The organism is Sporocytophaga sp. (assembly GCF_017745095.1).
GTDB lineage: Bacteria > Bacteroidota > Bacteroidia > Cytophagales > Cytophagaceae > Sporocytophaga.
Window position 1 is genome coordinate 298,815 of record NZ_JAGHZZ010000004.1, and the last position, 24,256, is coordinate 323,070.

Here is a 24,256-nt window from a genome sequence, read left to right on the forward strand (position 1 = left end):
AAAATGCCAGTTACTATGACAAAAAGACATATTCTTACAAAAATTAAATAATATCGGTTTTGAGAATCCATTAATTAAGGGTAATAATTATTTTTATTTATTGTAAAGTAATTGAAAATTAAGGTGTTGTTTTTGGAGAGAATCCAAACACAACAAATGCAGAAATTTTAATGTTCTACTTTAAGGAATCGTAAATATGGTACGATAATTACTTTATTCATTAAGTAAAATTATAAATAATACTTTAAATGGAAGAGAATAGAGAAAATATAAGAAAGGATTTAAGCAAAGCGGAGAAAGATGCTCAGTTTGAAAAGGAGTTTATGCCTTTGATTGATTCTCTTTATAATTTTGCTTATCGTTTGACCCTTGATGAAGACGATGCAAATGATCTTGTACAAGAGACCTATTTAAAGGCATATCGATTCTTCAATTCATATGAGCAAGGCACCAATGCTAAAGCCTGGCTGTTCAGAATATTGAAAAACAGTTTTATAAATGATTTTAGAAAGAAAAGCAAAGAGCCTTCAAAGGTTGATTATCAGGAGGTAGAGTCCTATTATAACTCTGATGATGTGGATGAAAGCATCACTACCGACCTTAGGATAGAATCTTTGCAGGAGATGATCGGGGATGAGGTTGCAACTGCGCTTAATGCATTAGCTGTTGATTTTAGAACCATCATTATACTTTGTGACCTTGAGGGTTTTACTTATGAAGAAATGGCCAAAATTCTTGATATACCAATCGGTACTGTGAGGTCAAGATTGCATAGGGCTAGAAACTTATTAAAAGAAAAGCTGAAAGCTTATGCAGGTACAATGGGCTATAACAAATAAGAAAAATTCCGTATGATTGCGAACAATTTAATTCGAATGGATAAGGGAAAAAAAATCTCTGAATGCAATGAGTGTATACAAGCACTTCATCTTTTGATTGATGGAGAAGCTTCTAGTAATCAGAAAGAATTTCTGGAAAAACATATAGAAGAATGTATGCCGTGTTATCAAAGCTATAATCTTGATAAAAATGTAAAGGAGATTGTAAAGAGTAAAATAGAAAAAAAGCCCGTTCCTTCGGCCTTAATAGCGAATATTAAGGATAAATTGAATGAAAGTTTTTAAATTTGTCTATGGAAGATGGCAAATTAATCATTTTTTCAGCTCCCTCTGGATCTGGTAAAACGACAATTGTCAAGCATTTGCTTGCCAAAAATAATAATCTTGGATACTCAATATCCGCTTGTACGCGCGATAAAAGAGGGCGTAATGAGACTTACGGAAAAGATTATTATTTTCTCACCCCAGAAGAATTCAAACAAAAAATTGATCAAGACGAGTTTGTTGAATGGGAACAAGTTTACCCTGGTCAATTCTATGGTACTTTAAAATCTGAAATAAATAGAATTTGGAGTGACGGGAAAAGCGCTGTATTTGATGTAGATGTTAAAGGTGGTCTTAGCCTGAAAAAGTTCTATGGAAATAAAGCTTTGGCTATTTTTGTAAAATGCCCATCTATGGAAGTTTTAGAACAAAGGCTGAGAGAAAGAAAAACGGATACAGAAGAAAGTATTTCTGCGAGATTATTCAAGGTGAAATTTGAAATGAGTTTTGAAAATCAGTTTGATATAACTTTGGTTAATAATGATTTGGAAGAAGCATTAAAGGGCGCTCAACAGCTTGTTGATGATTTTCTTTCCGGAAAAATCACTTTCCCCAAAAAAGGCTGATAGATTAGCGCTTCATGAAAGTTGGTCTTTTTTTCGGTTCGTTTAATCCTATTCATATAGGTCACCTCATTATAGGTAACGTAATGGCTGAGCATGCAGATCTTGACGAAGTATGGTATGTGGTAACGCCCCAGAATCCTTTGAAAAAAAATAATACCTTACTACACGAGTTTGACAGATATGATATGGTGAATCTGGCTATTATGGATCATCCTAAATTTCGTGTCAGCGATGTGGAATTTCATTTGCCTAAGCCGAGCTATACCATAGATACTCTTACCTACATTCAGGAGAAATTTCCTAAGAATAAATTTGTGCTTATAATAGGAGAAGATAATCTTTGTCAGCTTCCCAAATGGAAGAATTTCAATAGTATTCTGGAATATTTTGAATTGTATGTTTATCCAAGACCTGATTCAGGAGATTGTGAACTGAAAAATCATAAAAATGTAAGGTTCGTGGAGGCTCCATTACTGGACATTTCTGCCACTTACATCAGGCAGTCAATCAAAAAAAATCTTTCAGTAAAATATATGATAACTCAAGAGGTAGAGACTTTTATTAAAAATAAAAATCTCTACCGATAGAATATTGAATTAAACAGTCATTATTTCAGCCTCTTTCTTAGCTAAAACCTGATCTATTTTTGCAATAAAATCGTTAGTCAAAGTTTGAACTTTTTCTTCGGCTTTTTTGATCTCGTCCTCAGAAGCACCTTCTTTTTGAAGAGTTCTTAGTTCTTCATTAGTATCTTTTCTAATATTACGGATAGCTATTTTACCACTCTCAGATTCACCTTTTACTTGTTTTACAAGAGCTTTTCTTCTCTCTTCTGTAAGAGGAGGTAAAGAGATTCTGATGTTTTCTCCGTCATTCTGAGGATTGAAACCAAGATTACTATCTTTAATTGCTTTTTCAATTTCAGTGATCAACTTTTTTTCAAAAGGTTTGATCATAATTGTCCTTGCATCCGGAGTAGTAATGGATGATACTTGTTCTAATGGAGTGTCGATGCCATAATAGCTTACAGAAACCCCGTGAACCATTGACGGCATTGCTTTGCCGGCACGTATTTTAGCGAATTCAGCTTCGGTATGTTTCAATGCTTTTGTCATTGAATCCTTTGCTTCGTCCAGGTATAATTGAATTTCTTCCATTTGGAAAAATAAGTTATATAATAAAATTACATTGTTACCAGCGTACCGACATCTTCACCTTCCGCAATTTTCAAAAGGTTGCCGGGCTTATTCATATCAAATACGATAATTGGTAAACCATTTTCTTTGCAAAGGGTAAAGGCAGTCATATCCATAATTTGAAGACCTTTTTGGTATACTTCCTTGAATGAGATATTAGAGAATCTTGTTGCTGTAGGATCTTTTTCCGGATCTGATGAATAAATTCCATCTACTCTTGTTCCTTTAAGGACAGCTTGAGCTTCAATTTCAATAGCTCTTAAGCTTGCAGCTGAATCTGTTGTGAAATATGGATTTCCTGTACCTGCTCCGAAAATTACAATTCGTCCTTTCTCAAGATGTCTCACCGCTCTTCTTCTTATAAATTGCTCACAAACTTGTTCTATCTTGATTCCAGACATTAATCTTGTATAAAGTCCAATATTTTCCAGTGCGCTTTGAAGTGCCATTGCGTTTATCACAGTGGCAAGCATCCCCATATAATCCCCTTGAACTCTGTCTATCCCTGTAGCGGCAGCTTCAACTCCTCTGTATATATTGCCTCCTCCGATAACAATAGCCAGCTGAACACCTTTATCACTTACAGCCTTTATTTCTTTTGCATATCTCATGAGAACTTCCGGATCGATACCGTACTTTTGATTTCCCATCAATGCTTCTCCACTTAGTTTTAAAAGAATTCTTTTGTATTTCATTTCAGAAGATATTTTACCGCAAACTTGGCAAATATAATAATGATTATCTAATAATTAAATTATAACCTGATCAGTACCTGATTTTTTTCGACACTCTGTCCTTCCTTTATCTGAATACTTTTCACAACTCCAGCACCAGGTGATTTAATAAGGTTCTCCATCTTCATTGCCTCAAGGATCAATACAGGCTCACCTTTCTCGATTGTTTGACCTTCTTTAACTTTTATCTCTAAAACTTTCCCTGGCATTGGTGCTTTTATGTCATTGAGAGCTTCGGACCTCTTATTGCTGACACCAAGTTTTTCAAGCATTAGATCTCTTGTATCTTGGATCGCAACTTGAATTTCCTTATCATTTATTCTTAAAAAGAGAATCTTTTGCTCTTTGTCGAATTTTAATACTTCCACAGAATAGCTTTTGTTTTCTCTTATAATATGATAAGATTTTTGATAAACCAGTTCTGAAATGTCCCAGTCTAAAGGGCTTCCATTAAGAATAAGCTTGTCTCCTTCTTTTTGAAACTCAATAAAATTTTGATTACTAATTTTTATTTTTAACATTTCAACATTATTTCGCTCTTAAATATAATTAAATCAATCAAAAAACAACTGAGTATGAGTTTTTCTGTTTCAACAGGGCGGTTCCTTCTGTTACCCCTCTTGCTGCTATTATTTTCTTGTAAATCATTGAAAAAAAGTGATAATACTGTACCGGTGGCTGAAAAGGAGAAAAAAAGTGTTTCTGCTTTTAAGACAAGCAAAGGTCCTTATCAGCCTTCACGAACAAGATATGTAGACTTACTTCATACTAAACTGGAAGTTTCATTCGACTGGAAAAACCAATACCTAAATGGTGTTGCTTACCTAACTTTCAAACCTCTTTTTTATCCTCAAAATAAATTGGTGCTGGATGCAAAGGGTATGGACATTCACTCTGTAGAATTGATATCTCCCTCTACAATGCCATTGAAATATTTGTATAATAAAGAAAGGCTTGATATCACTCTCGATAAAGTATATCAAAGAAAAGATACTTTTCTGATACGAATTAAATACACTGCAAAACCGAATGAGCTTAAAAAAGGAGGGAGCGAAGCAATCACAGATGATCGAGGATTGTATTTTATAAACGCCGATGGTAAAGATCCGGAAAAGCCTGTTCAGATATGGACCCAAGGAGAAACCCAATCCAATTCAGTCTGGTTTCCTACTATTGATTCTCCAAATGAAAAAACTACTCAGGAGATGTTTATTACTGTTGATTCATCCTTTAATGTACTTTCCAATGGCGAGCTAATTTATCAGAAAGCAAATAAAGATGGAACCAACACTTTCTACTGGAAACAAGATCTTCCTCATTCTCCATACCTTTTTATGATGGCAATAGGAAAATATTCCATTACAGAGGATCATATGAAAGATACTCGATTTGATTGGGATGATTTGAAGATCAATTATTATGTTGAACCTCAATATGGGAAATATGCTAAAGATATTTTTGGAAATACACCTGAGATGATTGCATTTTTTTCATCATTGTTAAAGTATAAATATCCTTGGGATAAATATTCACAGGTGGTGGTAAGAGATTATGTTTCAGGTGCAATGGAGAATACTTCAGCTACAATTTTTATGGAAGCACTTCAGTCAACTGACAGAGAATTACTTGACGAAAGCTGGGATCCGATCATCGCCCATGAACTATTTCATCATTGGTTTGGTGACCTTGTTACTGCCGAATCCTGGGCTAATTTGCCTTTAAATGAGTCATTTGCAAATTATTCTGAATATCTGTGGCTGGATTATAAATATGGAAAAGATGAGGCAGATCAGCATGCGGAAACAGAAGAAAAGCAATACTTTGATGAAGCAAATCACAAACAGGAACCTTTAATCAGATTTCATTATCTTGATAAAGAGGATATGTTTGATAGACACAGTTATAATAAAGGAGGAAGAGTTTTACATACTTTGAGGAAAGTTGTTGGTGATTCAGCCTTTTTTGAAGCTCTAAATTTATATTTAAAACGAAATCAGTTTAAACCAGCAGAAATTCACGATTTGAGGCTAGCATTTGAGGAAGTTACCGGAACTGATATGAATTGGTTCTTTAATCAATGGTTTTTAGCTCCTGGTCATCCGGATCTTAAAATTGAAAGTCAGTATAATAGCGGCATGTTGAGTTTAACTGTAGAGCAACAACAAGATACATTACGGACACCGATTTATAGAATACCATTTAAACTTGATGTTTGGGTAAATGGAGTAAAAACCACACATCATCTTGAACTTACCAAAGTAAAGCAGAATTTTTCTCTGCCTTGTCCTGCTCAACCTAATCTGGTACATTTTGATCCTGATAACGACGTCTTGTCTAAAAAGTCTCACGAAAAATCTGATGAAGAGCTTATTTTCCAGTTTAAGAATTCTGATGGGTATTTTGGAAGAAAAGATGCCTTGGTGGCTTATTTTGATTTGAGTAAAACTGAAAATCAGGAATTAGCTCAAGCGAAATTTAAGACTAAAGAGTTTGAGAGTCTTTTAAAAGGAGCACTAAATGATCGATTCTGGGGAATAAGAGATTTTGCTCTGGATCAGTTTTCCAAATATGTTATTCCAAATATTGAAATTTATATACCTGATCTTGAAAAAATAGCAGCATCTGATACTAAGCCAGCAGTTAGGGCACAAGCCATCTATTTATTGTCTTCTTATGATAATAAGAGATTTGTGGATCTTTACTATAAAGGATTGGATGAAAAGGCTTATTCCGTTGTGGGCGCATCGCTTTCCAGTTTGTTAAAGACAAAGGATTCTAATATTGAAAAACGGATATCTGAATTTGAATCTATTGACAATATTAATATAATCATCCCTTTGGCTAATTATTTTATCAATTCTAAGGACACGTCAAGATACTTGTGGTTTAAAAAGAATATGCAAACATCAGAGGATCGACGAGTATATGCATTGTTGAGTTATTTTAGCCAATATCTTGCTATACTTCCGGAAGAAGAAAAGAATGATGGCAAACAATTGTTAAAGAAAATATCCGATACAAATAAGCATGAAGTAATCAGGAATGCTGCAAATTATTATCTTCAAATGCTTAAATAGAATTATCCCTTAAAAAAAGTACGTTTTTAAATGGTTGATAATTAAGATGCTGAAGAATATTAAAAAAAAAAGCAAGAAAAATAGGTGCGAAAATTTGACTTAAATAAAAAAGCACCTATTTTTGCAGCTCAATTTTTTAAAACAGCAAGTTTAAAGGGTTGATTTGAAAAGGAAGTTTTCAAAAAAAGTTTGGGGAGATACCAAAGTGGCCAACTGGAACAGACTGTAAATCTGTCGTCATCTGACTTCGAAGGTTCGAATCCTTCTCTCCCCACTATATTTTATTTAAAAATAGTTTCGAGAAAAATTGGGGAATTGAAAATGGTTTGTTTACTTTGCGGACCAATTTCGATTCTGAGAAGGGAAAAATCTCAGACTAGCCAAATTAATTAAAAGCGGGAGTAGCTCAGTTGGTAGAGCGACAGCCTTCCAAGCTGTAGGTCGCGGGTTCGAGCCTCGTCTCCCGCTCAATTTTTTGAGCTTCCTGGAGAGTTGCTCTTAAGCCGGTGTAGCTCAGGGGTAGAGTACTTCCTTGGTAAGGAAGGGGTCACGGGTTCAATTCCCGTCACTGGCTCTTAAAATTCAAACTCAGAGCAAGTCAGCTTAAGATTGCAAATTCCTTTATCGCATTTTAAAATAATTATAAAATTATAAATTAACAATAAAACCGAGGATTTTCAAATATGGCTAAAGAAACTTTTGACCGTTCCAAACCTCACGTGAATATAGGTACTATAGGTCACGTAGACCACGGTAAAACAACTTTGACTGCCGCAATCACTAAAGTATTGTCAGAAAAAGGTCTAGCAGAGAAAAGAGATTTCTCTCAGATTGACAACGCTCCTGAGGAAAAAGAAAGAGGTATTACTATCAATACTTCTCACGTGGAGTACGCTACAGCTAACAGACACTATGCTCACGTAGACTGTCCAGGTCACGCTGACTATGTTAAAAACATGGTTACAGGTGCTGCTCAGATGGATGGAGCTATCCTTGTGGTTGCTGCTACTGACGGACCAATGCCTCAAACTAGAGAGCATATTCTTCTTGCACGTCAGGTAGGTGTTCCAGCTCTTGTTGTTTTCATGAACAAAGTTGACTTAGTTGACGATCCTGAACTTCTTGACCTAGTTGAGATGGAAGTTAGAGAACTACTTAGCTTCTACGAATTCCCAGGTGATACAATCTCTATTATCAGAGGTTCTGCTCTTGGTGGATTGAACGGAGACGCTAAATGGGTAGCAACTATCGAAGAACTAATGGATGCGGTTGATAAAGATATTCCAATTCCTCCACGTATGACTGACCTTCCTTTCTTGATGCCAGTTGAAGACGTATTCTCTATCACTGGTAGAGGTACAGTTGCAACAGGTAGAATTGAAAGAGGAATCATTAACTCTGGAGAGGCTGTTGATATCCTTGGTATGGGTGCTGAAAACCTTAAGTCTACAGTTACTGGAGTTGAGATGTTCAGAAAAATCCTTGATAGAGGAGAAGCTGGTGATAACGTAGGTCTACTTCTAAGAGGTATTGAGAAAGATCAAATCAGAAGAGGAATGGTAATCTGTAAGCCAGGTTCTGTAACTCCTCACTTAGAATTTAAAGCTGAGATTTACGTTCTTTCAAAAGAAGAAGGTGGAAGACATACTCCATTCTTTAACAAATACAGACCTCAGTTCTACATGAGAACAACTGACGTTACTGGTGAAATCATCCTTCCAGAAGGAACTGAAATGGTTATGCCTGGTGACAATATCACAATCACTGTGAAACTAATCAACTCTGTTGCGATGGAGAAAGGATTAAGATTTGCGATCAGAGAAGGTGGTAGAACAGTAGGTGCTGGTCAGGTAACTGAAATTTTAAAATAAGTAAAAAAATAAATAAGAGTGCGTTTTTGAAAATTATTTTCGAGAACGCACTTGTTTATTTATAAGATATTATCTAACTTTGCACTCCCTTTTCAGGGGTGTGTAGTTAAACGGGTGTAGTTCAAGGGTAGAATAGCGGTCTCCAAAACCGTTGATGGGAGTTCGAATCTCTCCACCCGTGCACAGGAAAATAAGTCAAAAATGAAAAAGGTAATAGATTTTCTAAAAGAGTCAGTTGAAGAGATCAGAAGTAGAGTTTCCTGGCCGAAGTTCAGTGAACTTCAAGGAAGTACTGTACTTGTTCTGGTTGCTTCTATCATTTTTGCACTAATAATCGGAGTGATCGATTATTTATTTAAAAACGGTATGTCCTTCATTTACGAAAACTTCTAAAAGGGGGATAGATCGATGAGTCAATTACAGTGGTACGTTGTCAGAGCGGTTAGTGGACAAGAGAAGAAAGTAAAAAGCTATCTTGAAAACGAAATCGTTAGACAAAATCTTCAAGAGTTTGTTCCTCAGGTCTTAATACCTTCAGAAAAGGTATATGAAATGAGAAATGGGAAAAAGAGGGTACGTGAGAGAAATTTTTTCCCTGGATATGTACTAATTCAAGCAGATATAAATCACGGCGAAGCAGCACACATTATTACCAGTATTCCTGGAGTTATTGGATTCCTTGGATCTAGTGAAACTGGAGCAGCTTCAAAAAAACCTGTACCATTAAGACAGTCAGAAGTTAACAGGATCTTAGGAAAAGTAGATCAGGTTGATGAAAGAGAAGAAAAGCTAGAAACTCCTTTTATAGTAGGTGAGCTAGTTAAAGTAATGGATGGTCCATTCAACGGATTTACTGGTTCTGTTGAAGAAGTATTTGAAGAAAGAAAGAAGCTCAATGTAATGGTGAAAATTTTCGGAAGAAATACACCCGTTGAGTTGAATTATATGCAAGTAGAAAAAGTTCAGTAAAATGGCAAAAGAAATAGGCGGATATCTGAAATTGCAGGTAAAGGGCGGAGCCGCAAATCCATCTCCTCCAATCGGTCCAGCATTGGGTAGTAAAGGTTTGAATATCATGGAGTTCTGTAAGCAGTTTAATGCTAGAACACAAGATAAACCAGGTGTTTTATTACCGGTGTTAATAACAATGTACAAAGACAAATCTTTTGACTTTGTTATTAAAACTCCTCCTGCTCCAATTCTTTTAATGGAAGCGGCAAAAGCAAAAAAGGGATCTGCAGAACCTAACAGAAATAAAGTAGGATCAGTTACCTGGGATCAGGTTAAAACTATCGCTGAAACTAAATTGCCAGACTTAAATTGTTCTAAAATTGATTCAGCGATGAAGATGATTGCCGGAACTGCTAGAAGTATGGGTATAACAATTACAGGTAAAGCTCCTTGGGAATCTTAATAAGAAATTGACATGGGAAAACTTACAAAAAAACAAAAGCAAGTAATTGCTAAATATAACCCTGAGCAGGAATATTCTCTTGCAGATGCTTCTAAATTAGTAAAAGAAATTACTTTCACAAAGTTTGATGCTTCTGTTGATATCGATGTGAGATTGGGTGTTGATCCTAAGAAGGCAGATCAGATGGTAAGAGGAGTTGTTGCTCTGCCTCATGGTACTGGTAAGGACGTTAGAGTTCTAGTACTTTGCACTCCTGATAAAGCTCAGGAAGCTAAAGATGCTGGTGCAGAACACGTTGGTCTTGATGATTACATTGCAAAAATTGAGCAAGGTTGGTTAGATATTGACGTAATCATTACAATGCCTACAGTAATGGCAAAAGTTGGTAAGCTAGGTAGAATTCTTGGTCCAAGAAGCTTAATGCCAAACCCTAAAGCCGGAACAGTAACGCTTGAAGTTGGAAAAGCTGTTAAAGAAATTAAACAAGGTAAAATCGACTTCAAAGTAGATAAATACGGAATTATTCATACCAGTATTGGTAAAGTATCTTTTACTCCTGACAAAATTCAGGACAATATTAATGAGCTAATTCAGGTAATTTCAAAATTGAAGCCTGCTTCAGCTAAAGGTACTTATATTAAGAGTGTTTCATTGTCAAGTACAATGAGCCCTGGTATTACAGTGGATAAGAGTTCAATTTCAGGAATATAAGAAAATGACTAAAGAACAAAAAGCTCAGATCATTGAAGAGTTGAGCCAAAAATTTGCTTCGAAGAATTACTTTTATATAACCGATGCTTCAGGTCTTTCTGTTGAGCAGGTTAATAAATTCAGAAAATTGTGTTTCAAAAAAGGTATTGAATATACAGTTGTAAAGAATTCTTTGATTAAGAAAGCTTTGGCAAACCTTAATACTGACTATACTCCTTTTAACCAGGGTGTGTTAAAAGGCTTCTCAGGAATTCTGTTTGCAGATGCAGGAAATGCACCAGCAAAACTATTGAAAGAGTATCATAAAGAAGGGGGTAAGGGGTTTAATAAGCCTACTCTTAAAGGAGCTTCTATTGATGGTGGATTGTTTATCGGTGAAGATACTCTAGATCTTCTTAGCAATCTTAAATCTAAAAACGAACTTATTGGAGATATCATTGGATTACTTCAATCTCCTGCTAAAAATGTTGTTTCAGCTCTTCAAAGCGGTGGAAACAAACTTGCAGGAATCGTTAAGACTCTTTCTGAAAAACCAGAGTAATATTTCAGAATACTTCATACAAAAATAAACATTAATCAAATTAGTAATTTTTAAATAAATAATAAAATGGCAGATTTAAAAGCATTCGCTGAGCAACTTGTAAATTTAACTGTTAAAGAAGTTAACGAACTTGCGCAAATCCTGAAAGATGAATACGGTATCGAGCCTGCTGCTGCTGCTCCTGTAATGGTAGCTGGAGGTGGTGGAGCTGCTGCTGAAGCACCTGCTGAAAAAACAGCTTTCGATGTAATCCTTAAAAACCCAGGAGCTGCTAAACTTGCAGTTGTAAAACTAGTTAAAGATCTTACTGGTCTTGGATTGAAAGAAGCTAAAGATCTAGTTGATTCTACTCCGAAACCTGTTAAAGAAGGTCTACCTAAAGCAGAAGCTGAGTCTCTAAAGAAACAATTAGAAGAGGCTGGAGCTGAAGTTGAAATTAAATAAGGTAAGATTACCTTTAACAGCCTTAAAAATAATTTCAAGGCCTGGCAACATAGTCAGGTCTTTTCCTGTTTGTGGGTATAAACCTTTCAGACACCCCTTGATTTAAGTAATAATATTTAAAAATTATTCACTAACCAAACTTATAAAGCATTGGCTATCAATAATAAAGGAGAAAGAATAAGTTTTGCTACAAGAAAATCTCTAATTGATTACCCTGATTTTCTAGATGTGCAATTACAATCCTTTGAGGATTTCTTTCAGATTGATACGCCCTCTGAAAGCCGTACACAAGAGGGTTTGTATAAAGTATTTGCGGAAAATTTCCCTATCAGCGACTCAAGGGAAAATTTTGTCCTCGAGTTTATTGACTATACAATAGACCCGCCAAAATATTCCGTTGATGAATGTATTGATAGAGGTCTTACATATTCAGTGCCTCTTAAGGCGAAATTAAGACTTTCCTGCAATGACGAAGACAACGAAGATTTCCAAACTATAGAGCAAGAAGTATTCCTTGGGAATATTCCTTATATGACTCTTAAGGGATCTTTTATAGTAAACGGGGCAGAAAGGGTTATAGTTTCTCAGTTGCACAGATCTCCGGGAGTTTTTTTCGCTCAAAGTAAACATACAAACGGAACAAAACTTTATTCTGCCAGAATTATCCCTTTTAAAGGATCCTGGATCGAATTTGCTACAGACGTTAACAATGTAATGTATGCCTATATCGATAGAAAGAAAAAGTTTCCTGTTACTACTCTTTTACGTGCTATCGGATACGGTTCAGATAAAGATATCCTTGATCTATTCGGTTTATCAGAAGAAGTAGAAGCTAACAAAGCTTCTTTAAAGAAAGTTACAGGTAGAAAGTTGGCCGCAAGGGTACTTAGAAGCTGGACTGAAGACTTTGTTGATGAAGATACAGGTGAGGTAGTTTCTATTGATAGAAATGAGGTTCTTTTAGAGAGAGATTCTGTTATCTCTGAAGAAGATATTGATACTATCCTTGATTCTAATACAAAATCGATTATTCTTCATAGAGAAGATATAAATATAGCTGACTACACTATTATTTATAACACTCTTCAAAAGGATAATTCAAACTCTGAAAAAGAAGCTGTAGAAACCATCTATAGACAACTTAGAAATACAGAGGCTCCAGATGAGCAAACTGCAAGAGATATCATTCATAACCTTTTCTTTAGTGATAAGAGATATGACCTTGGTGAAGTTGGTAGATATAGAATCAACAAAAAACTTGGTCTTGAGATTGCTTCTGATATCAGAGTTTTAACTACTCAGGATATCATTAGCATTGTTAAGTATCTTATCGGTTTGATTAACTCAAAGGCAGTTGTTGATGATATTGACCATTTGAGTAATAGAAGGGTTAGAACTGTAGGTGAACAGCTGTATAGCCAATTCGGAGTTGGTTTAGCTAGGATGGCTAGAACTATCAAAGAAAGAATGAACGTTAGGGATAACGAGGATTTTAAACCTGTTGACCTTATCAATGCAAGAACTCTTTCTTCTGTAATCAATTCGTTCTTCGGTACAAATCAGTTATCTCAATTCATGGATCAAACCAATCCATTGGCTGAGATTACACATAAAAGAAGAATGTCAGCCCTTGGTCCTGGTGGTCTTTCAAGAGAAAGAGCCGGTTTCGAGGTTCGTGATGTTCACTATACCCACTACGGTCGTCTTTGTACAATTGAAACTCCAGAGGGACCAAATATTGGTCTTATTTCTTCTCTTTGTGTTCATGCAAAAGTAAATAACATGGGCTTCATCGAGACTCCTTACCTTAAAGTAGAAGAAGGTAAAGTAAGTTTGAAGGATCCTGTTTATTTAACGGCTGAAGAAGAAGATCGTCATAATATCGCTCAGGCAAATGCTAAGATAGATAACACAGGTAACTTCATGCTTGATAAGGTTAAAGCAAGATATGAAGGTGACTTCCCTGTTGTTGAGCCAGATAAATTATCATACATGGACGTTGCGCCAAATCAGATTGTTTCTGTTGCGGCTTCTTTGATTCCATTCCTAGAGCACGATGATGCTAACCGTGCATTGATGGGTTCAAACATGCAACGTCAGGCAGTACCTCTATTAAAGCCAGAAGCTCCTATCGTTGGAACTGGCCTTGAAGGTCGTGTTGCTGTCGATTCAAGAGCTCTTGTAACTGCAGAAGGTGAAGGAGTTGTAGATTTTGTTGATGCTAAGAAAATAGTTATCAAGTATGATCTTAACGACGACGAAAAACTTGTAAGCTTTGATACCGAAAGTAAAACCTATGATCTTGTTAAGTTTAGAAGAACTAACCAGGATACATGTATTAACCTTAAGCCTATAGTATACAAAGGCCAAAGAGTTAAAAAAGGTCAGGTTCTTTGCGAAGGATATGCAACAAATAATGGAGAACTTGCTCTGGGTAGAAACCTAAAAGTAGCATTCATGCCTTGGCAAGGATACAACTTTGAGGATGCTATTGTTATTTCAGAGAAAGTAGTTCGTGATGATATCTTCACTTCAATACATATTGAAGAATTTGAACTTGAAGTTAGGGATACAAAGAGAGGGGAAGAGGAACTTACTTCTGAGATTCCAAACGTAAGTGAAGAAGCTGTTAAAAACCTTGATGAAAACGGAATTGTTCGTATTGGAGCTGAAGTTAAAGAGGGTGATATTCTGATTGGAAAAATTACTCCTAAAGGGGAAACTGATCCAACTCCTGAAGAAAAACTTCTTAGAGCTATCTTCGGAGATAAAGCTGGGGATGTTAAAGATGCTTCATTAAAAGCTTCTCCGTCTTTAAGAGGTGTAGTAATTGATACTAAACTATTCTCTCGTCCTAAGAAGGATAAAGACATCAGAGCGAAGTCCAAGAAACAAGTTGATACATTAAAAGCAAAATATAGTAAAGACCTTTTAGCAATCAGAGCTATAATGATTGAGAAAATGGTTGAATTGCTGGATGGTAAAACTAGTAATGGAGTTAAGCACAAGTTTGGTGATGAGATTATTTCCAAAGGTGTAAAATTCAACAGAAGAAATATTTCTGAAAACGTATTCCCTGAGCGTAACAGCTATAGAGATGAAAGTACATATAATGTACAAGAAGAAGTAAATCTTTTAGGTGATTTGATTCTTGAAGGTTGGACTTCTGAGGAGAAGGTCAATTTGATGATCCATAGTCTTGTTAAAAACTACAACAGAAAAAGAAATGAACTTTCGGGAAGATTTAAACGTGAAAGATTCACTTTGGAGGTTGGAGATGAACTACCTGCAGGTATAGTTCAGTTAGCAAAAGTTTATGTAGCTAAAAAACGTAAACTGAAAGTGGGTGATAAAATGGCTGGTCGTCACGGTAACAAAGGGGTTGTAGCTAAAATAGTTCGTGATGAAGATATGCCATTCCTTGCCGATGGAACTCCTGTAGATATAGTTCTAAATCCGCTTGGTGTACCTTCTCGTATGAACCTTGGTCAGATTTATGAAACAGTTCTTGGATGGGCTGGACTAAAACTTGGCAAGACTTATGCTACTCCAATATTTGATGGTGCAAGTGAAGAAGAAGTAGCAAATGAATTATCCCTTGCGGGGTTGCCTTCATTCGGTAGAACTTTCCTACATGATGGTTTAACAGGTCAGAGATTTGACCAGCCAGTTACTGTAGGGGTTATCTACATGCTTAAACTTGGCCACTTAGTTGATGATAAGATGCATGCCCGTTCAATCGGTCCATACTCATTGATCACTCAGCAGCCACTTGGAGGTAAAGCTCAGTTCGGAGGTCAGAGATTCGGAGAAATGGAAGTTTGGGCACTTGAAGCATTCGGTGCAGCAAACGTTCTTCAGGAAATTCTGACTGTGAAATCTGATGACGTTATAGGAAGAGCAAAAGCTTATGAAGCCATAGTTAAAGGTGAAAATATGCCTAAGCCAAATATACCAGAATCCTTCAACGTATTGGTTCACGAGTTAAGAGGCCTTGCGCTGGAAATCACTTTAGACTAATCATTAACCAAAGCTGCCGGATTTAAACCGGCAGCTATTCATATTTTTTTAAGTTTGTTTCAGGATATAAAACCTAAAAGATGGCTTTCAGAAAAAATAAAAAATTAAATCAGGACTTCTCAAAAGTCACCATTAGCCTTGCTTCACCTGAATCCATTTTGGAAAGCTCTCATGGAGAAGTAACGCAACCGGAGACGATCAATTACAGAACCTACAAACCTGAAATGGGTGGACTATTCTGCGAAAGAATATTTGGTCCTGTGAAAGATTGGGAGTGTCATTGCGGTAAATACAAAAGAATTAGATATAAAGGTATTATCTGTGACAGATGTGGGGTTGAAGTAACTGAGAAAAAAGTTAGAAGGGAAAGAATGGGACACATTGAACTTGTTGTTCCAGTTGCTCATATCTGGTATTTTAGATCTTTACCAAATAAAATTGGTTACTTATTAGGTTTACCTACTAAAAAACTTGATCAGATTATTTACTATGAAAGATATGTTGTAATTCAGTCAGGTGTAAAATCTGAAGATGGTATCAACTATCTTGACTTCTTGACAGAAGATGAGTATTTGGATATCCTGGATAAACTTCCAAGAGAAAACCAAATGCTTGATGATGAGGATCCGAATAAGTTTATTGCAAAAATGGGTGCTGATGCTCTGGAAATGCTTTTATCAAGAATTAAACTTGATGAGCTTTCTTATAGCTTAAGACATGCTGCCGCAAACGATACTTCTCAGCAAAGAAAAGCAGAAGCTTTAAAAAGACTTAAAGTCGTAGAGGCTTTCAGAGATGCAAGAACTCGTATTGAGAACAAACCTGAATGGATGGTTGTTAGAATGGTTCCTGTTATTCCTCCAGAACTTCGTCCTCTTGTACCTCTTGATGGTGGTCGTTTTGCAACTTCTGACTTAAATGACCTATACAGAAGAGTTATTATCAGAAATAACCGTCTGAAAAGACTTATTGAAATAAAAGCACCTGAAGTTATTCTTAGAAATGAGAAGCGTATGCTTCAGGAGGCTGTTGATTCCCTATTCGACAACTCTAGAAAAGTTAATGCTGTAAGAGCTGAAGGTAACAGAGCATTAAAGTCTTTAAGTGATATGCTTAAAGGTAAGCAAGGTCGTTTCCGTCAAAACTTACTTGGTAAAAGGGTTGACTATTCTGGTCGTTCGGTTATCGTTGTTGGTCCTGAGTTGAAACTTCATGAGTGCGGTCTTCCTAAAGACATGGCTGCTGAATTGTTCAAGCCATTTATTATAAGAAAACTGATTGAAAGAGGAATTGTTAAGACTGTTAAGTCTGCTAAGAAAATTGTTGATAGAAAAGATCCTGTAGTATGGGATATCCTTGAAAATGTATTGAAAGGACACCCTGTATTACTAAACCGTGCTCCAACGCTTCACAGATTAGGTATCCAGGCTTTCCAGCCTAAACTTATAGAAGGTAAAGCGATTCAGTTGCATCCGCTTGTGTGTACTGCGTTCAACGCCGACTTTGACGGTGACCAGATGGCGGTTCACGTACCTCTAGGTCAGGAAGCTATCCTTGAAGCATCAGTATTAATGCTTGCTTCTCATAATATCCTTAACCCTGCAAACGGTGCTCCTATTACAGTACCATCACAGGACATGGTTCTTGGTCTGTACTATGTAACCAAAGGAAGAAAATCAACTCCTGAATATCCAGTGCTTGGAGAAGGCAAGGTGTTCTATGGACCGGAAGAGGTTGTGATTGCCTTGAATGAGGGTAGACTTTCTCAGCATGCGCACATTAAAGTGCGTGTAAACGTGAGAAATGAAAATGGTGAACTAGATAAAAAGCTAATCGACACTGTTGCAGGTAGAGTTTTATTCAACTTGCTTGTTCCAGAAGAAGTAGGTTATATCAATGAACTTTTAACCAAGAAAAAACTTCAGCAGATTATCGGACACGTATTCAAAGTAGCCGGTAACTCAAGAACAGCACATTTCCTAGATGATATTAAACAACTAGGATTTATGTCAGCATTTAGAGGAGGACTTTCTATTGGTCTTTCTGACGTTAAAGTTCCGGATGCTAAGAATATTCTTGTTGTTCAGGCGAAAGAAGATGTGGATGCTGTTTGGAACAACTACCTGATGGGATTGATCACAGATAACGAAAGATATAATCAGGTAATTGATATTTGGACAAGGATTAACTCTCAGATCACTGAAACTCTAATGCAGCAGCTTGAGAGTGATCAGCAGGGATTCAACTCCATCTATATGATGATGCACTCTGGAGCGAGAGGTTCTAGAGAACAGATTCGTCAGCTGGGTGGTATGAGGGGTCTTATGGCTAAACCTCAGAAAAACCTTCAGGGGTCTATCGGTGAGATCATTGAAAACCCAATTCTTTCTAACTTTAAAGAAGGTCTTGACGTTATCGAGTACTTTATTTCTACACACGGTGCTAGAAAAGGTCTTGCGGATACAGCTCTTAAAACTGCGGATGCGGGTTACCTGACAAGAAGACTTGTAGACGTTGCTCAAGACGTAGTTATCAATGAGCCAGACTGCGGTACTCTAAGAGGACTTACGGTTACAGCTCTAAAAGATAACGAAGAAGTTGTTGAGCCACTTTCTGAAAGAATTTTAGGTAGAGTAACTGTTCACGATATCTTTGATCCTCTTACAAATGAATTGGTAATTGGAGCTGGAGAAGAAGTGGATGAAAATATTGCAAGAACAATCGACGAATCAGCTATTGAATCTGTAGAGATTCGTTCGGTATTAACCTGCGAATCAAGAAGAGGTGTATGTGCTAAATGCTACGGAAGAAACCTTGCTACTGGTAGAATGGTAGAAAGAGGAGAAGCTGTAGGGGTTATCGCTGCACAATCCATTGGTGAGCCAGGTACACAGCTTACACTTAGAACATTCCACGTCGGTGGTACTGCTTCTAACATTGCTGTTGATGCGTCTATCAAAGCTAAATTTGAAGGTATTATTGCATTTGACGAAGTTAAATCTATCGTTACTACAAATAACGAAGGTGATAGAGTTGATGTGGTGATGGGACGTTCTGGTGAAATTAGAATTATGGATGATAAGAATGAAAAAGTTCTTATTACTAACCACGTTCCTTATGGAGCTTTCCTTAAAGTGAAAGAAGGAGACAAAGTAACCAAAGGTCAGGATATTTGTAACTGGGATCCATATAACGCGGTAATTCTTTCTGAGTTTGACGGAAGGATTGAATTTGAAGCTATCGTAGAGGGTGTTACTTTCCGCGAAGAGTCAGATGAGCAAACAGGACACAGAGAGAAAGTTATCGTTGATACTAAGGATAAATCTAAAAACCCTGCGATACTTGTTCACTCTAAAAAGGGTGAAACAAAAACATTTAACATTCCGGTGGGAGCACACCTTGCTGTTGAAAATGAGCAGGAAGTTAAGGCTGGTCAGATTCTTGCAAAGATCCCGAGAGCTGTTGGTAAAACAAGAGATATCACTGGAGGTCTTCCAAGAGTAACAGAGTTATTCGAGGCAAGAAATCCTTCAAACCCGGCTGTTGTTTCTGAGATTGACGGTGTAGTAACATATGGTGGTATCAAGAGAGGTAACAGAGAAATCTTTATCGAATCTAAAGATGGTGTAAGAAAGAAATATCTAGTACCTCTTTCTAAGCATATCTTGGTTCAGGATAATGACTTTGTAAAAGCAGGTTATCCATTATCGGATGGTGCTATTACTCCTTCAGATATCCTTGCAATCAAAGGACCTACTGCTGTTCAGGAATATCTTGTAAATGAAATTCAAGAGGTTTACAGACTTCAAGGTGTAAAAATCAATGATAAGCATTGCGAAGTTATAGTAAGACAAATGATGCAGAAAGTGGAGATCATTGAAGCTGGGGACACTAACTTCCTTCAAAATCAGGTTGTCGATAAATTCTCATTCAGAGAAGAAAATGACAGTGTACTTGACAAGAAGGTTGTAGTAGATGCAGGTGATTCTGAAACTCTAAAACCTGGTATGATTGTTACTGCAAGAAGATTAAGAGATGAAAATTCAAGCCTTAAGAGGAAAGATATGAAACTTGTTACTGTAAGAGATGCAGAGGCAGCTGTTTCGAGACCAACTCTTCAAGGTATTACTCAGGCTTCTTTGGGAACAGAAAGCTTTATCTCAGCAGCGTCATTCCAAGAAACAACAAAAGTATTGAGCGAAGCTTCAATCAGAGGAAAAGTAGATTATCTACAAGGTCTGAAAGAAAACGTTATTGTTGGTCACTTGATCCCTGCAGGTACAGGACAGAGAGAATATCAATCATACATTGTAGGATCTAAAGAAGAATACGATCAACTTGTAGCTTCTAAAGAGGCTTTTCATCAGGCTTCAAAGAAGGAAGAACTTCAGGAAAAATAGTATTTTAGTATAGAATAATAAAGACCTTAGGCATTCATAAATAATTGAAGTCTAAGGTCTTATTTTTTATATCAGTTTTAGAATTTAATTTAAAAAACATGGCAGACGATAAAAAGAAAAATCAGCATACTGAGCAGAATCAGATTAACATAGAATTAACAGAGGAGATAGCAGAAGGAGTATATTCTAATCTGGCAATGATTGCTCATTCCAATAGTGAGTTTGTTATTGACTTCATTAGATTGATGCCTGGTGTCCCAAAGGCCAAGGTAAAAGCTAGGATTGTTATTACACCGGAGCATGCCAAAAGATTAGTTGTAGCATTGAAAGAAAATGTTAAAAAATATGAAGAGGCTTTCGGAGAAATTAATAACACAGAAGATTTCCCCCGATTTCCAATGAATTTTGGTGGCACAATGGGAGAAGCCTGATTTCATTTTTTAGATAATTAAAAATAATTAATTAAGATTGTTGTAAATATCTATAAATTAGCTAGATTCGCTTCTCTTTGTTGTGGTTGACATAGAGAATGGATCTTTCAAACAGCAGTAGCTCTCCGGAAAAATTCCGGAGAGCTTTTTTTATAGGGTAAGCAATCGTGAACCAATATTTTTTCAGTCAGGTTTTTTTTATATATGAGATAGGGATGAAAGGTACTAATGGAAATAAAAAAAAATCCTTCTGGCCATGGGTAATTGCTTTAGTTTTTATTCTGGTAGGAGCGTGGATATATATCAAAAAGACCTCAGTAGATGTCAATCAGTCATCAGGTGAGGCTGAAGAAATTGTTATTTATGAACCATTTCCTGTTGATAGTGATAAGGCCGATGTTAATTCTCTTCCCGGAAATTTTAACAAGGAGCAAAGAGTTATCGATTTTCAGGAATTTGTTAATTCTAAAAAAGCAAAAAAATCAATTGGGAAAGATAATGTTGTGACGCTACAGGCAATTGTAAAGATGTCTCAGGCATTAAATGCTGTAAGTACTGAAAATAAGCGTAATCCTGAGGTTGTAAGGAGATTAAAAGAATTTAATGGAAAGGTAAATGATATGATAAAAAATCCTGCTTTGACAGACAATCCAGATGATTTGAAAAAAATATTTACCTCTACATCCAATGTTGTGACTGAAATCCAGAAGGAGAATTATCCTTCACTTGATAAGGCTTCGAGAAATATAAGTAATATGGCCGGTTCTTTGTCACCGGATAAATCTGTGGAATCACAGAAAAATAAAGTTGAGGATTTTTTTGTTGAGGTAGCAGATATTATAGATGATATGGAACAACCATCATAAAGGAGGTGAATAATGGAAGACGAGTTGGAATGGAGAAGACATTTGGTGCGCTTTAGCAGTTTGAAGCATAGCAACCTGGTAGATGAAGAAGGCTTCCTCGGGTATGAAGTTGTTAATGAGAAAAATGAGAGTTTGGGAAAATTATCTGATATCATTATTGACCCAATAGAAGGAAAGACCAAGTTCGTAGATATTCTTACTAATAGTGAATTAAGCCACGGGGGAGGGGAACGACATCTATTTATAGCTCTTGATCATTGTGAGTTCAATACTCCACTTAAAAAACTTTTGTTGAGAGGAATAGAAAAAGACCTTTTATTAAGATACCCGATTGTAAGAGGTGGTATAATAACTTTGGATTATGAACACACGCTTAGGGAAGTTCTTAGCCCAGAAAGTGCCTTAGAACCTACTAAGAGAGGATATTATAAAGAAATAACAGATGAACCGGGCCTATTTGATCCTTCACTTCTTGCACCTAATCCCGATCATTATTTTAGTAGTCCTAATCCTTAGTAGGGAATAACCTAAAAAAGAAGAGGTTGATATTATATCAACCTCTTCTTTTTTTATTATTTTTCTGCCAGTTTATGTCGGTCAAGAAACCTACCATATGCAATTTTGTATTCTTCAATATCAGGAGCAAGTTTTAAAGCTGTTTCATAACATTCAAGGGCATTCAATAACAAGTTCTGGTCTTCATAAAAAGTTGCCAGAATTATTTTATTTAAAGCTGTTTCTTCATTCAGATTAGCTTTCAATTCCTCTGATTCTTTCGTCACTTTCGCAGCTTTATCATCCGGAAGATATTTGAATGAATATCCTTCAAACTTAGCAAAATGGTCAGAGCCTTTTGTTTCTATCTGATATCCGTATACCTTATCTTTTTGAATATTTAATTTGCTGAAATCAAGGATTGCAAAGTTATTTTCAACCTCAATAGTGTACACAGGCTCATCAAATAGGTTTTTTACAGTAACTGCATAACTTTTGGCACCAGAAACAGGTTTCCATTTTAATAATATTGCTAATCCGATTACAAAAGATTCTTTTGGAGCAAGTACTTTAATTGCTGGTACATCTCTTTCTACTGATCCTGTAACATCCATATATTTATGTCTGTTAGAGGCCATATTCTCAGAGCCTCCGCCTGAGATTTCGCTTGTAACATAATCAACATATTTTTTTGTAATGGAGCTATTCTGAGCCGCAACTTCACTATTCAGTTTTGCTACTTCATATACACCAGCCTTTTTAATTTCAATGGTTTTTCCACTTTTATGAACCAGCCCGATGTATCCGTTTTCAGCAATTGAAAGTTTATCATCTTTTAACAGTTTTTTACCAGGTGTAATAGTCTTCCACTCATTTGATCCGGATGAGGCAAATTTGTTTGCCCCTTTACTGGCTAATACAGTAAACAGATTATCCTGGGAAAATACGGTTGTTGAAATGAATAATAATAAGCAAATAATTTGTAAAGCTTTAGTTCTCATAAGCTTGTCCTTTTTTGAATATATGTAAATTTAGCAAATGTTTTTTGTATTTGTTTATTACAGGCATTAAAACGCTGTAATATAATTCAGTCATGTTCCCGGTCAAGAATAATGCCACTGTAGCCAAGGTAAAATCGATCTTATAGTTAAATCGATGAAATATCATAATTACCAGGAAGATCATTAATAAAGCCTCGAATAAAGTAAGAAACAGGCTTGCCCCATCAAACCAATGGCCTAGTTTTAAAAAGAGATAAGAATATAAAGCGATATTTAAAAAGATGATTATAAAATTAATCACAAGTGTGAGTATCCAGTTGAAATTATTGATATAATTGCCTTTTAAAATCATGGATATCTTATTCGCGTGAATTACTACTCCATACATATCAGGATTAGCTTTTCCTATATAATTAATATTTAGTGGAGTAAAAAAACGGTCTTCCCATGTGATTTTTTCAAAATTTGGTCCTAGAAATCCCATAAGTACAATTTTATCTTTCATAAAAGATAAATCTTCCATTTCAAAAAACTGATTTACATCCAGTGCAAAATATTTTATAGATGCATTAGGATTAACATCGCCATGGATTTCAATGTTTCCTGCAAAGTTAATGACCTCAACAGTATCTTTCCTTTTTAATAAATTATTTACTGCTTCAGGATTGATGTACTGAGCTAACTTTGCCGCAAAATCAAGTTCTATAGTATCAACCTGTCTTTCAAAATACATTTTATTATCACTCCCATATTGTCTTACTTTCTTCCTGTAAACTTCATATTTACTGAACTCCCTTGAAGTTTTGAATTTATCATATCCCTCAGATATCATATTGGACATGCCTGTTTCTGCAAATTGGCAGAACATGGGATGGCTGGTTTCAAGACTATCACAGATGTTTCCATCACATTTACTCACCTTACTTACCAGAACGAGATTTTTTACTTTTGAAAATGCATTAGCAAGCAAAGAGTCTCCATCTTTATCTTTGGGTTTTCTGAAAAAAGCATCTATGCCAATAACTCTAGGATGGAAAGCATTGATTTTGTTAACCATTTCTGCAATACCGGCCCTGTCAAGATCGCCAATATTCACTATTACAATATTGGTGTCCGCTTTTTCACTTTCTTTGAATTGAGAAAAATAAAGGTCAGTGATCTGAAAATCCCCAAGTGTTTTAGATACCGGATTTAATACATCAGAATTGATTTCTATTTGAGATAGAATCCACAGGACTATCATAGTAAAAATGGTGGCACCTATAGAGTCTCGTAAAATCTTCCTTTTCATAAAGTGAAGTGGGATTTCAATGGATACATTTAGTA

Annotated in this window: 22 protein-coding genes and 4 tRNA genes; 21 read left to right on the forward strand and 5 right to left on the reverse strand. The window is 36.0% G+C overall.

What is annotated here, in order from left to right:
* Nucleotides 1–248 precede the first annotated feature (248 nt).
* From J7604_RS08230 to nadD, 4 genes are read left to right on the forward strand one after another with little or no spacing between them, the layout of a single operon-like run.
* The gene (locus tag J7604_RS08230) at nt 249–839 is read left to right on the forward strand and encodes a sigma-70 family RNA polymerase sigma factor (protein WP_045467520.1); all 591 of its coding nucleotides are present in this window, start codon (nt 249–251) and stop codon (nt 837–839) included.
* Nucleotides 840–875: 36 nt separating this feature from the next.
* Complete coding sequence (locus J7604_RS08235) at nt 876–1,124, forward strand: zf-HC2 domain-containing protein (protein ID WP_293893920.1); 249 nt, start codon at nt 876–878, stop codon at nt 1,122–1,124.
* A gap of 8 nt (nt 1,125–1,132) precedes the next feature.
* Nucleotides 1,133–1,729, forward strand: coding sequence for a guanylate kinase (gene gmk, locus J7604_RS08240; protein WP_293893923.1), 597 nt, complete (start codon nt 1,133–1,135; stop codon nt 1,727–1,729).
* Between the two features lie 14 nt (nt 1,730–1,743).
* Nucleotides 1,744–2,316 carry a nicotinate (nicotinamide) nucleotide adenylyltransferase gene (nadD, locus tag J7604_RS08245; RefSeq protein ID WP_045467526.1) on the forward strand — a complete coding sequence of 191 codons (573 nt, stop codon included), beginning with the start codon at nt 1,744–1,746 and terminating at the stop codon, nt 2,314–2,316.
* 9 nt (nt 2,317–2,325) lie between these two features.
* Here the strand turns inward: nadD and frr are convergent, their stop codons facing one another.
* From frr to J7604_RS08260, 3 genes are read right to left on the reverse strand one after another with little or no spacing between them, the layout of a single operon-like run.
* Nucleotides 2,326–2,886, reverse strand: coding sequence for a ribosome recycling factor (frr, locus tag J7604_RS08250; protein ID WP_293893930.1), 561 nt, complete (start codon nt 2,884–2,886; stop codon nt 2,326–2,328).
* 26 nt (nt 2,887–2,912) lie between these two features.
* The gene (gene pyrH / locus J7604_RS08255) at nt 2,913–3,620 is read right to left on the reverse strand and encodes a UMP kinase (protein ID WP_028979663.1); all 708 of its coding nucleotides are present in this window, start codon (nt 3,618–3,620) and stop codon (nt 2,913–2,915) included.
* A gap of 59 nt (nt 3,621–3,679) precedes the next feature.
* The gene (locus tag J7604_RS08260; protein WP_293893935.1) at nt 3,680–4,180 is read right to left on the reverse strand and encodes an acetyl-CoA carboxylase biotin carboxyl carrier protein subunit; all 501 of its coding nucleotides are present in this window, start codon (nt 4,178–4,180) and stop codon (nt 3,680–3,682) included.
* Between the two features lie 126 nt (nt 4,181–4,306).
* Here J7604_RS08260 and J7604_RS08265 point away from each other — a divergent pair, with 126 nt between their 5' ends.
* The 17 genes from J7604_RS08265 (at nt 4,307) to J7604_RS08345 (ending at nt 21,950) form a co-directional block, all read left to right on the forward strand.
* Nucleotides 4,307–6,736, forward strand: a complete 2,430-nt coding sequence (locus J7604_RS08265) for a M1 family metallopeptidase (RefSeq protein ID WP_293893938.1) — start codon at nt 4,307–4,309, stop codon at nt 6,734–6,736.
* 191 nt (nt 6,737–6,927) lie between these two features.
* A tRNA-Tyr gene (locus J7604_RS08270) sits at nt 6,928–7,010 on the forward strand.
* Nucleotides 7,011–7,131: 121 nt separating this feature from the next.
* A tRNA-Gly gene (locus J7604_RS08275) sits at nt 7,132–7,204 on the forward strand.
* 34 nt (nt 7,205–7,238) lie between these two features.
* Nucleotides 7,239–7,310 (forward strand) — tRNA-Thr (locus J7604_RS08280).
* A gap of 109 nt (nt 7,311–7,419) precedes the next feature.
* Nucleotides 7,420–8,607, forward strand: coding sequence for an elongation factor Tu (tuf, locus tag J7604_RS08285; protein WP_293893941.1), 1,188 nt, complete (start codon nt 7,420–7,422; stop codon nt 8,605–8,607).
* Nucleotides 8,608–8,717: 110 nt separating this feature from the next.
* Nucleotides 8,718–8,788, forward strand: a tRNA-Trp gene (locus J7604_RS08290).
* 20 nt (nt 8,789–8,808) lie between these two features.
* Nucleotides 8,809–9,000 carry a preprotein translocase subunit SecE gene (secE, locus tag J7604_RS08295; protein WP_293893944.1) on the forward strand — a complete coding sequence of 64 codons (192 nt, stop codon included), beginning with the start codon at nt 8,809–8,811 and terminating at the stop codon, nt 8,998–9,000.
* Between the two features lie 15 nt (nt 9,001–9,015).
* Nucleotides 9,016–9,576: a transcription termination/antitermination protein NusG gene (gene nusG / locus J7604_RS08300; RefSeq protein WP_028979658.1), complete on the forward strand. Its 561-nt coding sequence runs from the start codon at nt 9,016–9,018 to the stop codon at nt 9,574–9,576.
* Nucleotide 9,577: 1 nt separating this feature from the next.
* A complete protein-coding gene (gene rplK, locus J7604_RS08305) occupies nt 9,578–10,021 on the forward strand; it encodes a 50S ribosomal protein L11 (RefSeq protein ID WP_028979657.1) in 444 nt (147 codons plus the stop codon).
* 12 nt (nt 10,022–10,033) lie between these two features.
* Nucleotides 10,034–10,732, forward strand: a complete 699-nt coding sequence (gene rplA / locus J7604_RS08310; RefSeq protein ID WP_028979656.1) for a 50S ribosomal protein L1 — start codon at nt 10,034–10,036, stop codon at nt 10,730–10,732.
* A 4-nt stretch (nt 10,733–10,736) separates the two neighbouring features.
* Entirely contained in the window at nt 10,737–11,273 is a 537-nt protein-coding gene (gene rplJ / locus J7604_RS08315; protein WP_293893954.1) for a 50S ribosomal protein L10, read from the forward strand.
* Nucleotides 11,274–11,339: 66 nt separating this feature from the next.
* The gene (gene rplL / locus J7604_RS08320) at nt 11,340–11,717 is read left to right on the forward strand and encodes a 50S ribosomal protein L7/L12 (RefSeq protein WP_028979654.1); all 378 of its coding nucleotides are present in this window, start codon (nt 11,340–11,342) and stop codon (nt 11,715–11,717) included.
* A 150-nt stretch (nt 11,718–11,867) separates the two neighbouring features.
* Nucleotides 11,868–15,737 carry a DNA-directed RNA polymerase subunit beta gene (rpoB, locus tag J7604_RS08325; RefSeq protein ID WP_293893959.1) on the forward strand — a complete coding sequence of 1,290 codons (3,870 nt, stop codon included), beginning with the start codon at nt 11,868–11,870 and terminating at the stop codon, nt 15,735–15,737.
* A gap of 80 nt (nt 15,738–15,817) precedes the next feature.
* On the forward strand, nt 15,818–20,137 hold the full coding sequence (gene rpoC, locus J7604_RS08330) for a DNA-directed RNA polymerase subunit beta' (RefSeq protein WP_293893962.1): 4,320 nt from the start codon (nt 15,818–15,820) through the stop codon (nt 20,135–20,137).
* A gap of 98 nt (nt 20,138–20,235) precedes the next feature.
* Nucleotides 20,236–20,568: a DUF3467 domain-containing protein gene (locus tag J7604_RS08335; protein WP_293893965.1), complete on the forward strand. Its 333-nt coding sequence runs from the start codon at nt 20,236–20,238 to the stop codon at nt 20,566–20,568.
* 215 nt (nt 20,569–20,783) lie between these two features.
* On the forward strand, nt 20,784–21,434 hold the full coding sequence (locus J7604_RS08340; RefSeq protein ID WP_293893968.1) for a hypothetical protein: 651 nt from the start codon (nt 20,784–20,786) through the stop codon (nt 21,432–21,434).
* Between the two features lie 12 nt (nt 21,435–21,446).
* Nucleotides 21,447–21,950, forward strand: a complete 504-nt coding sequence (locus J7604_RS08345) for a PRC-barrel domain-containing protein (RefSeq protein ID WP_293893971.1) — start codon at nt 21,447–21,449, stop codon at nt 21,948–21,950.
* A gap of 56 nt (nt 21,951–22,006) precedes the next feature.
* On the opposite strand, the gene J7604_RS08350 is transcribed toward J7604_RS08345, so the two are convergent.
* Both J7604_RS08350 and J7604_RS08355 read right to left on the reverse strand, forming a co-directional pair.
* On the reverse strand, nt 22,007–22,930 hold the full coding sequence (locus J7604_RS08350; RefSeq protein ID WP_293893974.1) for a hypothetical protein: 924 nt from the start codon (nt 22,928–22,930) through the stop codon (nt 22,007–22,009).
* Nucleotides 22,920–24,221: a CHASE2 domain-containing protein gene (locus J7604_RS08355; protein ID WP_293893977.1), complete on the reverse strand. Its 1,302-nt coding sequence runs from the start codon at nt 24,219–24,221 to the stop codon at nt 22,920–22,922. The genes J7604_RS08350 and J7604_RS08355 overlap by 11 nt, the downstream gene beginning before the upstream one ends.
* Nucleotides 24,222–24,256 lie beyond the last annotated feature (35 nt).

Coding starts and splice junctions, on each gene's coding strand:
- J7604_RS08260 (WP_293893935.1), bottom strand. CDS start 4,180: ATGTTAAAAATAAAAATTAGTAATCAAAATTTTATTGAGTTTCAAAAA.
- J7604_RS08335 (WP_293893965.1), top strand. CDS start 20,236: ATGGCAGACGATAAAAAGAAAAATCAGCATACTGAGCAGAATCAGATT.
- tuf (WP_293893941.1), top strand. CDS start 7,420: ATGGCTAAAGAAACTTTTGACCGTTCCAAACCTCACGTGAATATAGGT.
- J7604_RS08230 (WP_045467520.1), top strand. CDS start 249: ATGGAAGAGAATAGAGAAAATATAAGAAAGGATTTAAGCAAAGCGGAG.
- secE (WP_293893944.1), top strand. CDS start 8,809: ATGAAAAAGGTAATAGATTTTCTAAAAGAGTCAGTTGAAGAGATCAGA.
- rplL (WP_028979654.1), top strand. CDS start 11,340: ATGGCAGATTTAAAAGCATTCGCTGAGCAACTTGTAAATTTAACTGTT.
- gmk (WP_293893923.1), top strand. CDS start 1,133: ATGGAAGATGGCAAATTAATCATTTTTTCAGCTCCCTCTGGATCTGGT.
- J7604_RS08340 (WP_293893968.1), top strand. CDS start 20,784: ATGAAAGGTACTAATGGAAATAAAAAAAAATCCTTCTGGCCATGGGTA.
- nusG (WP_028979658.1), top strand. CDS start 9,016: ATGAGTCAATTACAGTGGTACGTTGTCAGAGCGGTTAGTGGACAAGAG.
- J7604_RS08350 (WP_293893974.1), bottom strand. CDS start 22,930: ATGAGAACTAAAGCTTTACAAATTATTTGCTTATTATTATTCATTTCA.
- J7604_RS08345 (WP_293893971.1), top strand. CDS start 21,447: ATGGAAGACGAGTTGGAATGGAGAAGACATTTGGTGCGCTTTAGCAGT.
- frr (WP_293893930.1), bottom strand. CDS start 2,886: ATGGAAGAAATTCAATTATACCTGGACGAAGCAAAGGATTCAATGACA.
- pyrH (WP_028979663.1), bottom strand. CDS start 3,620: ATGAAATACAAAAGAATTCTTTTAAAACTAAGTGGAGAAGCATTGATG.
- rplK (WP_028979657.1), top strand. CDS start 9,578: ATGGCAAAAGAAATAGGCGGATATCTGAAATTGCAGGTAAAGGGCGGA.
- rplA (WP_028979656.1), top strand. CDS start 10,034: ATGGGAAAACTTACAAAAAAACAAAAGCAAGTAATTGCTAAATATAAC.
- nadD (WP_045467526.1), top strand. CDS start 1,744: ATGAAAGTTGGTCTTTTTTTCGGTTCGTTTAATCCTATTCATATAGGT.
- J7604_RS08235 (WP_293893920.1), top strand. CDS start 876: ATGGATAAGGGAAAAAAAATCTCTGAATGCAATGAGTGTATACAAGCA.
- rpoC (WP_293893962.1), top strand. CDS start 15,818: ATGGCTTTCAGAAAAAATAAAAAATTAAATCAGGACTTCTCAAAAGTC.
- rplJ (WP_293893954.1), top strand. CDS start 10,737: ATGACTAAAGAACAAAAAGCTCAGATCATTGAAGAGTTGAGCCAAAAA.
- J7604_RS08355 (WP_293893977.1), bottom strand. CDS start 24,221: ATGAAAAGGAAGATTTTACGAGACTCTATAGGTGCCACCATTTTTACT.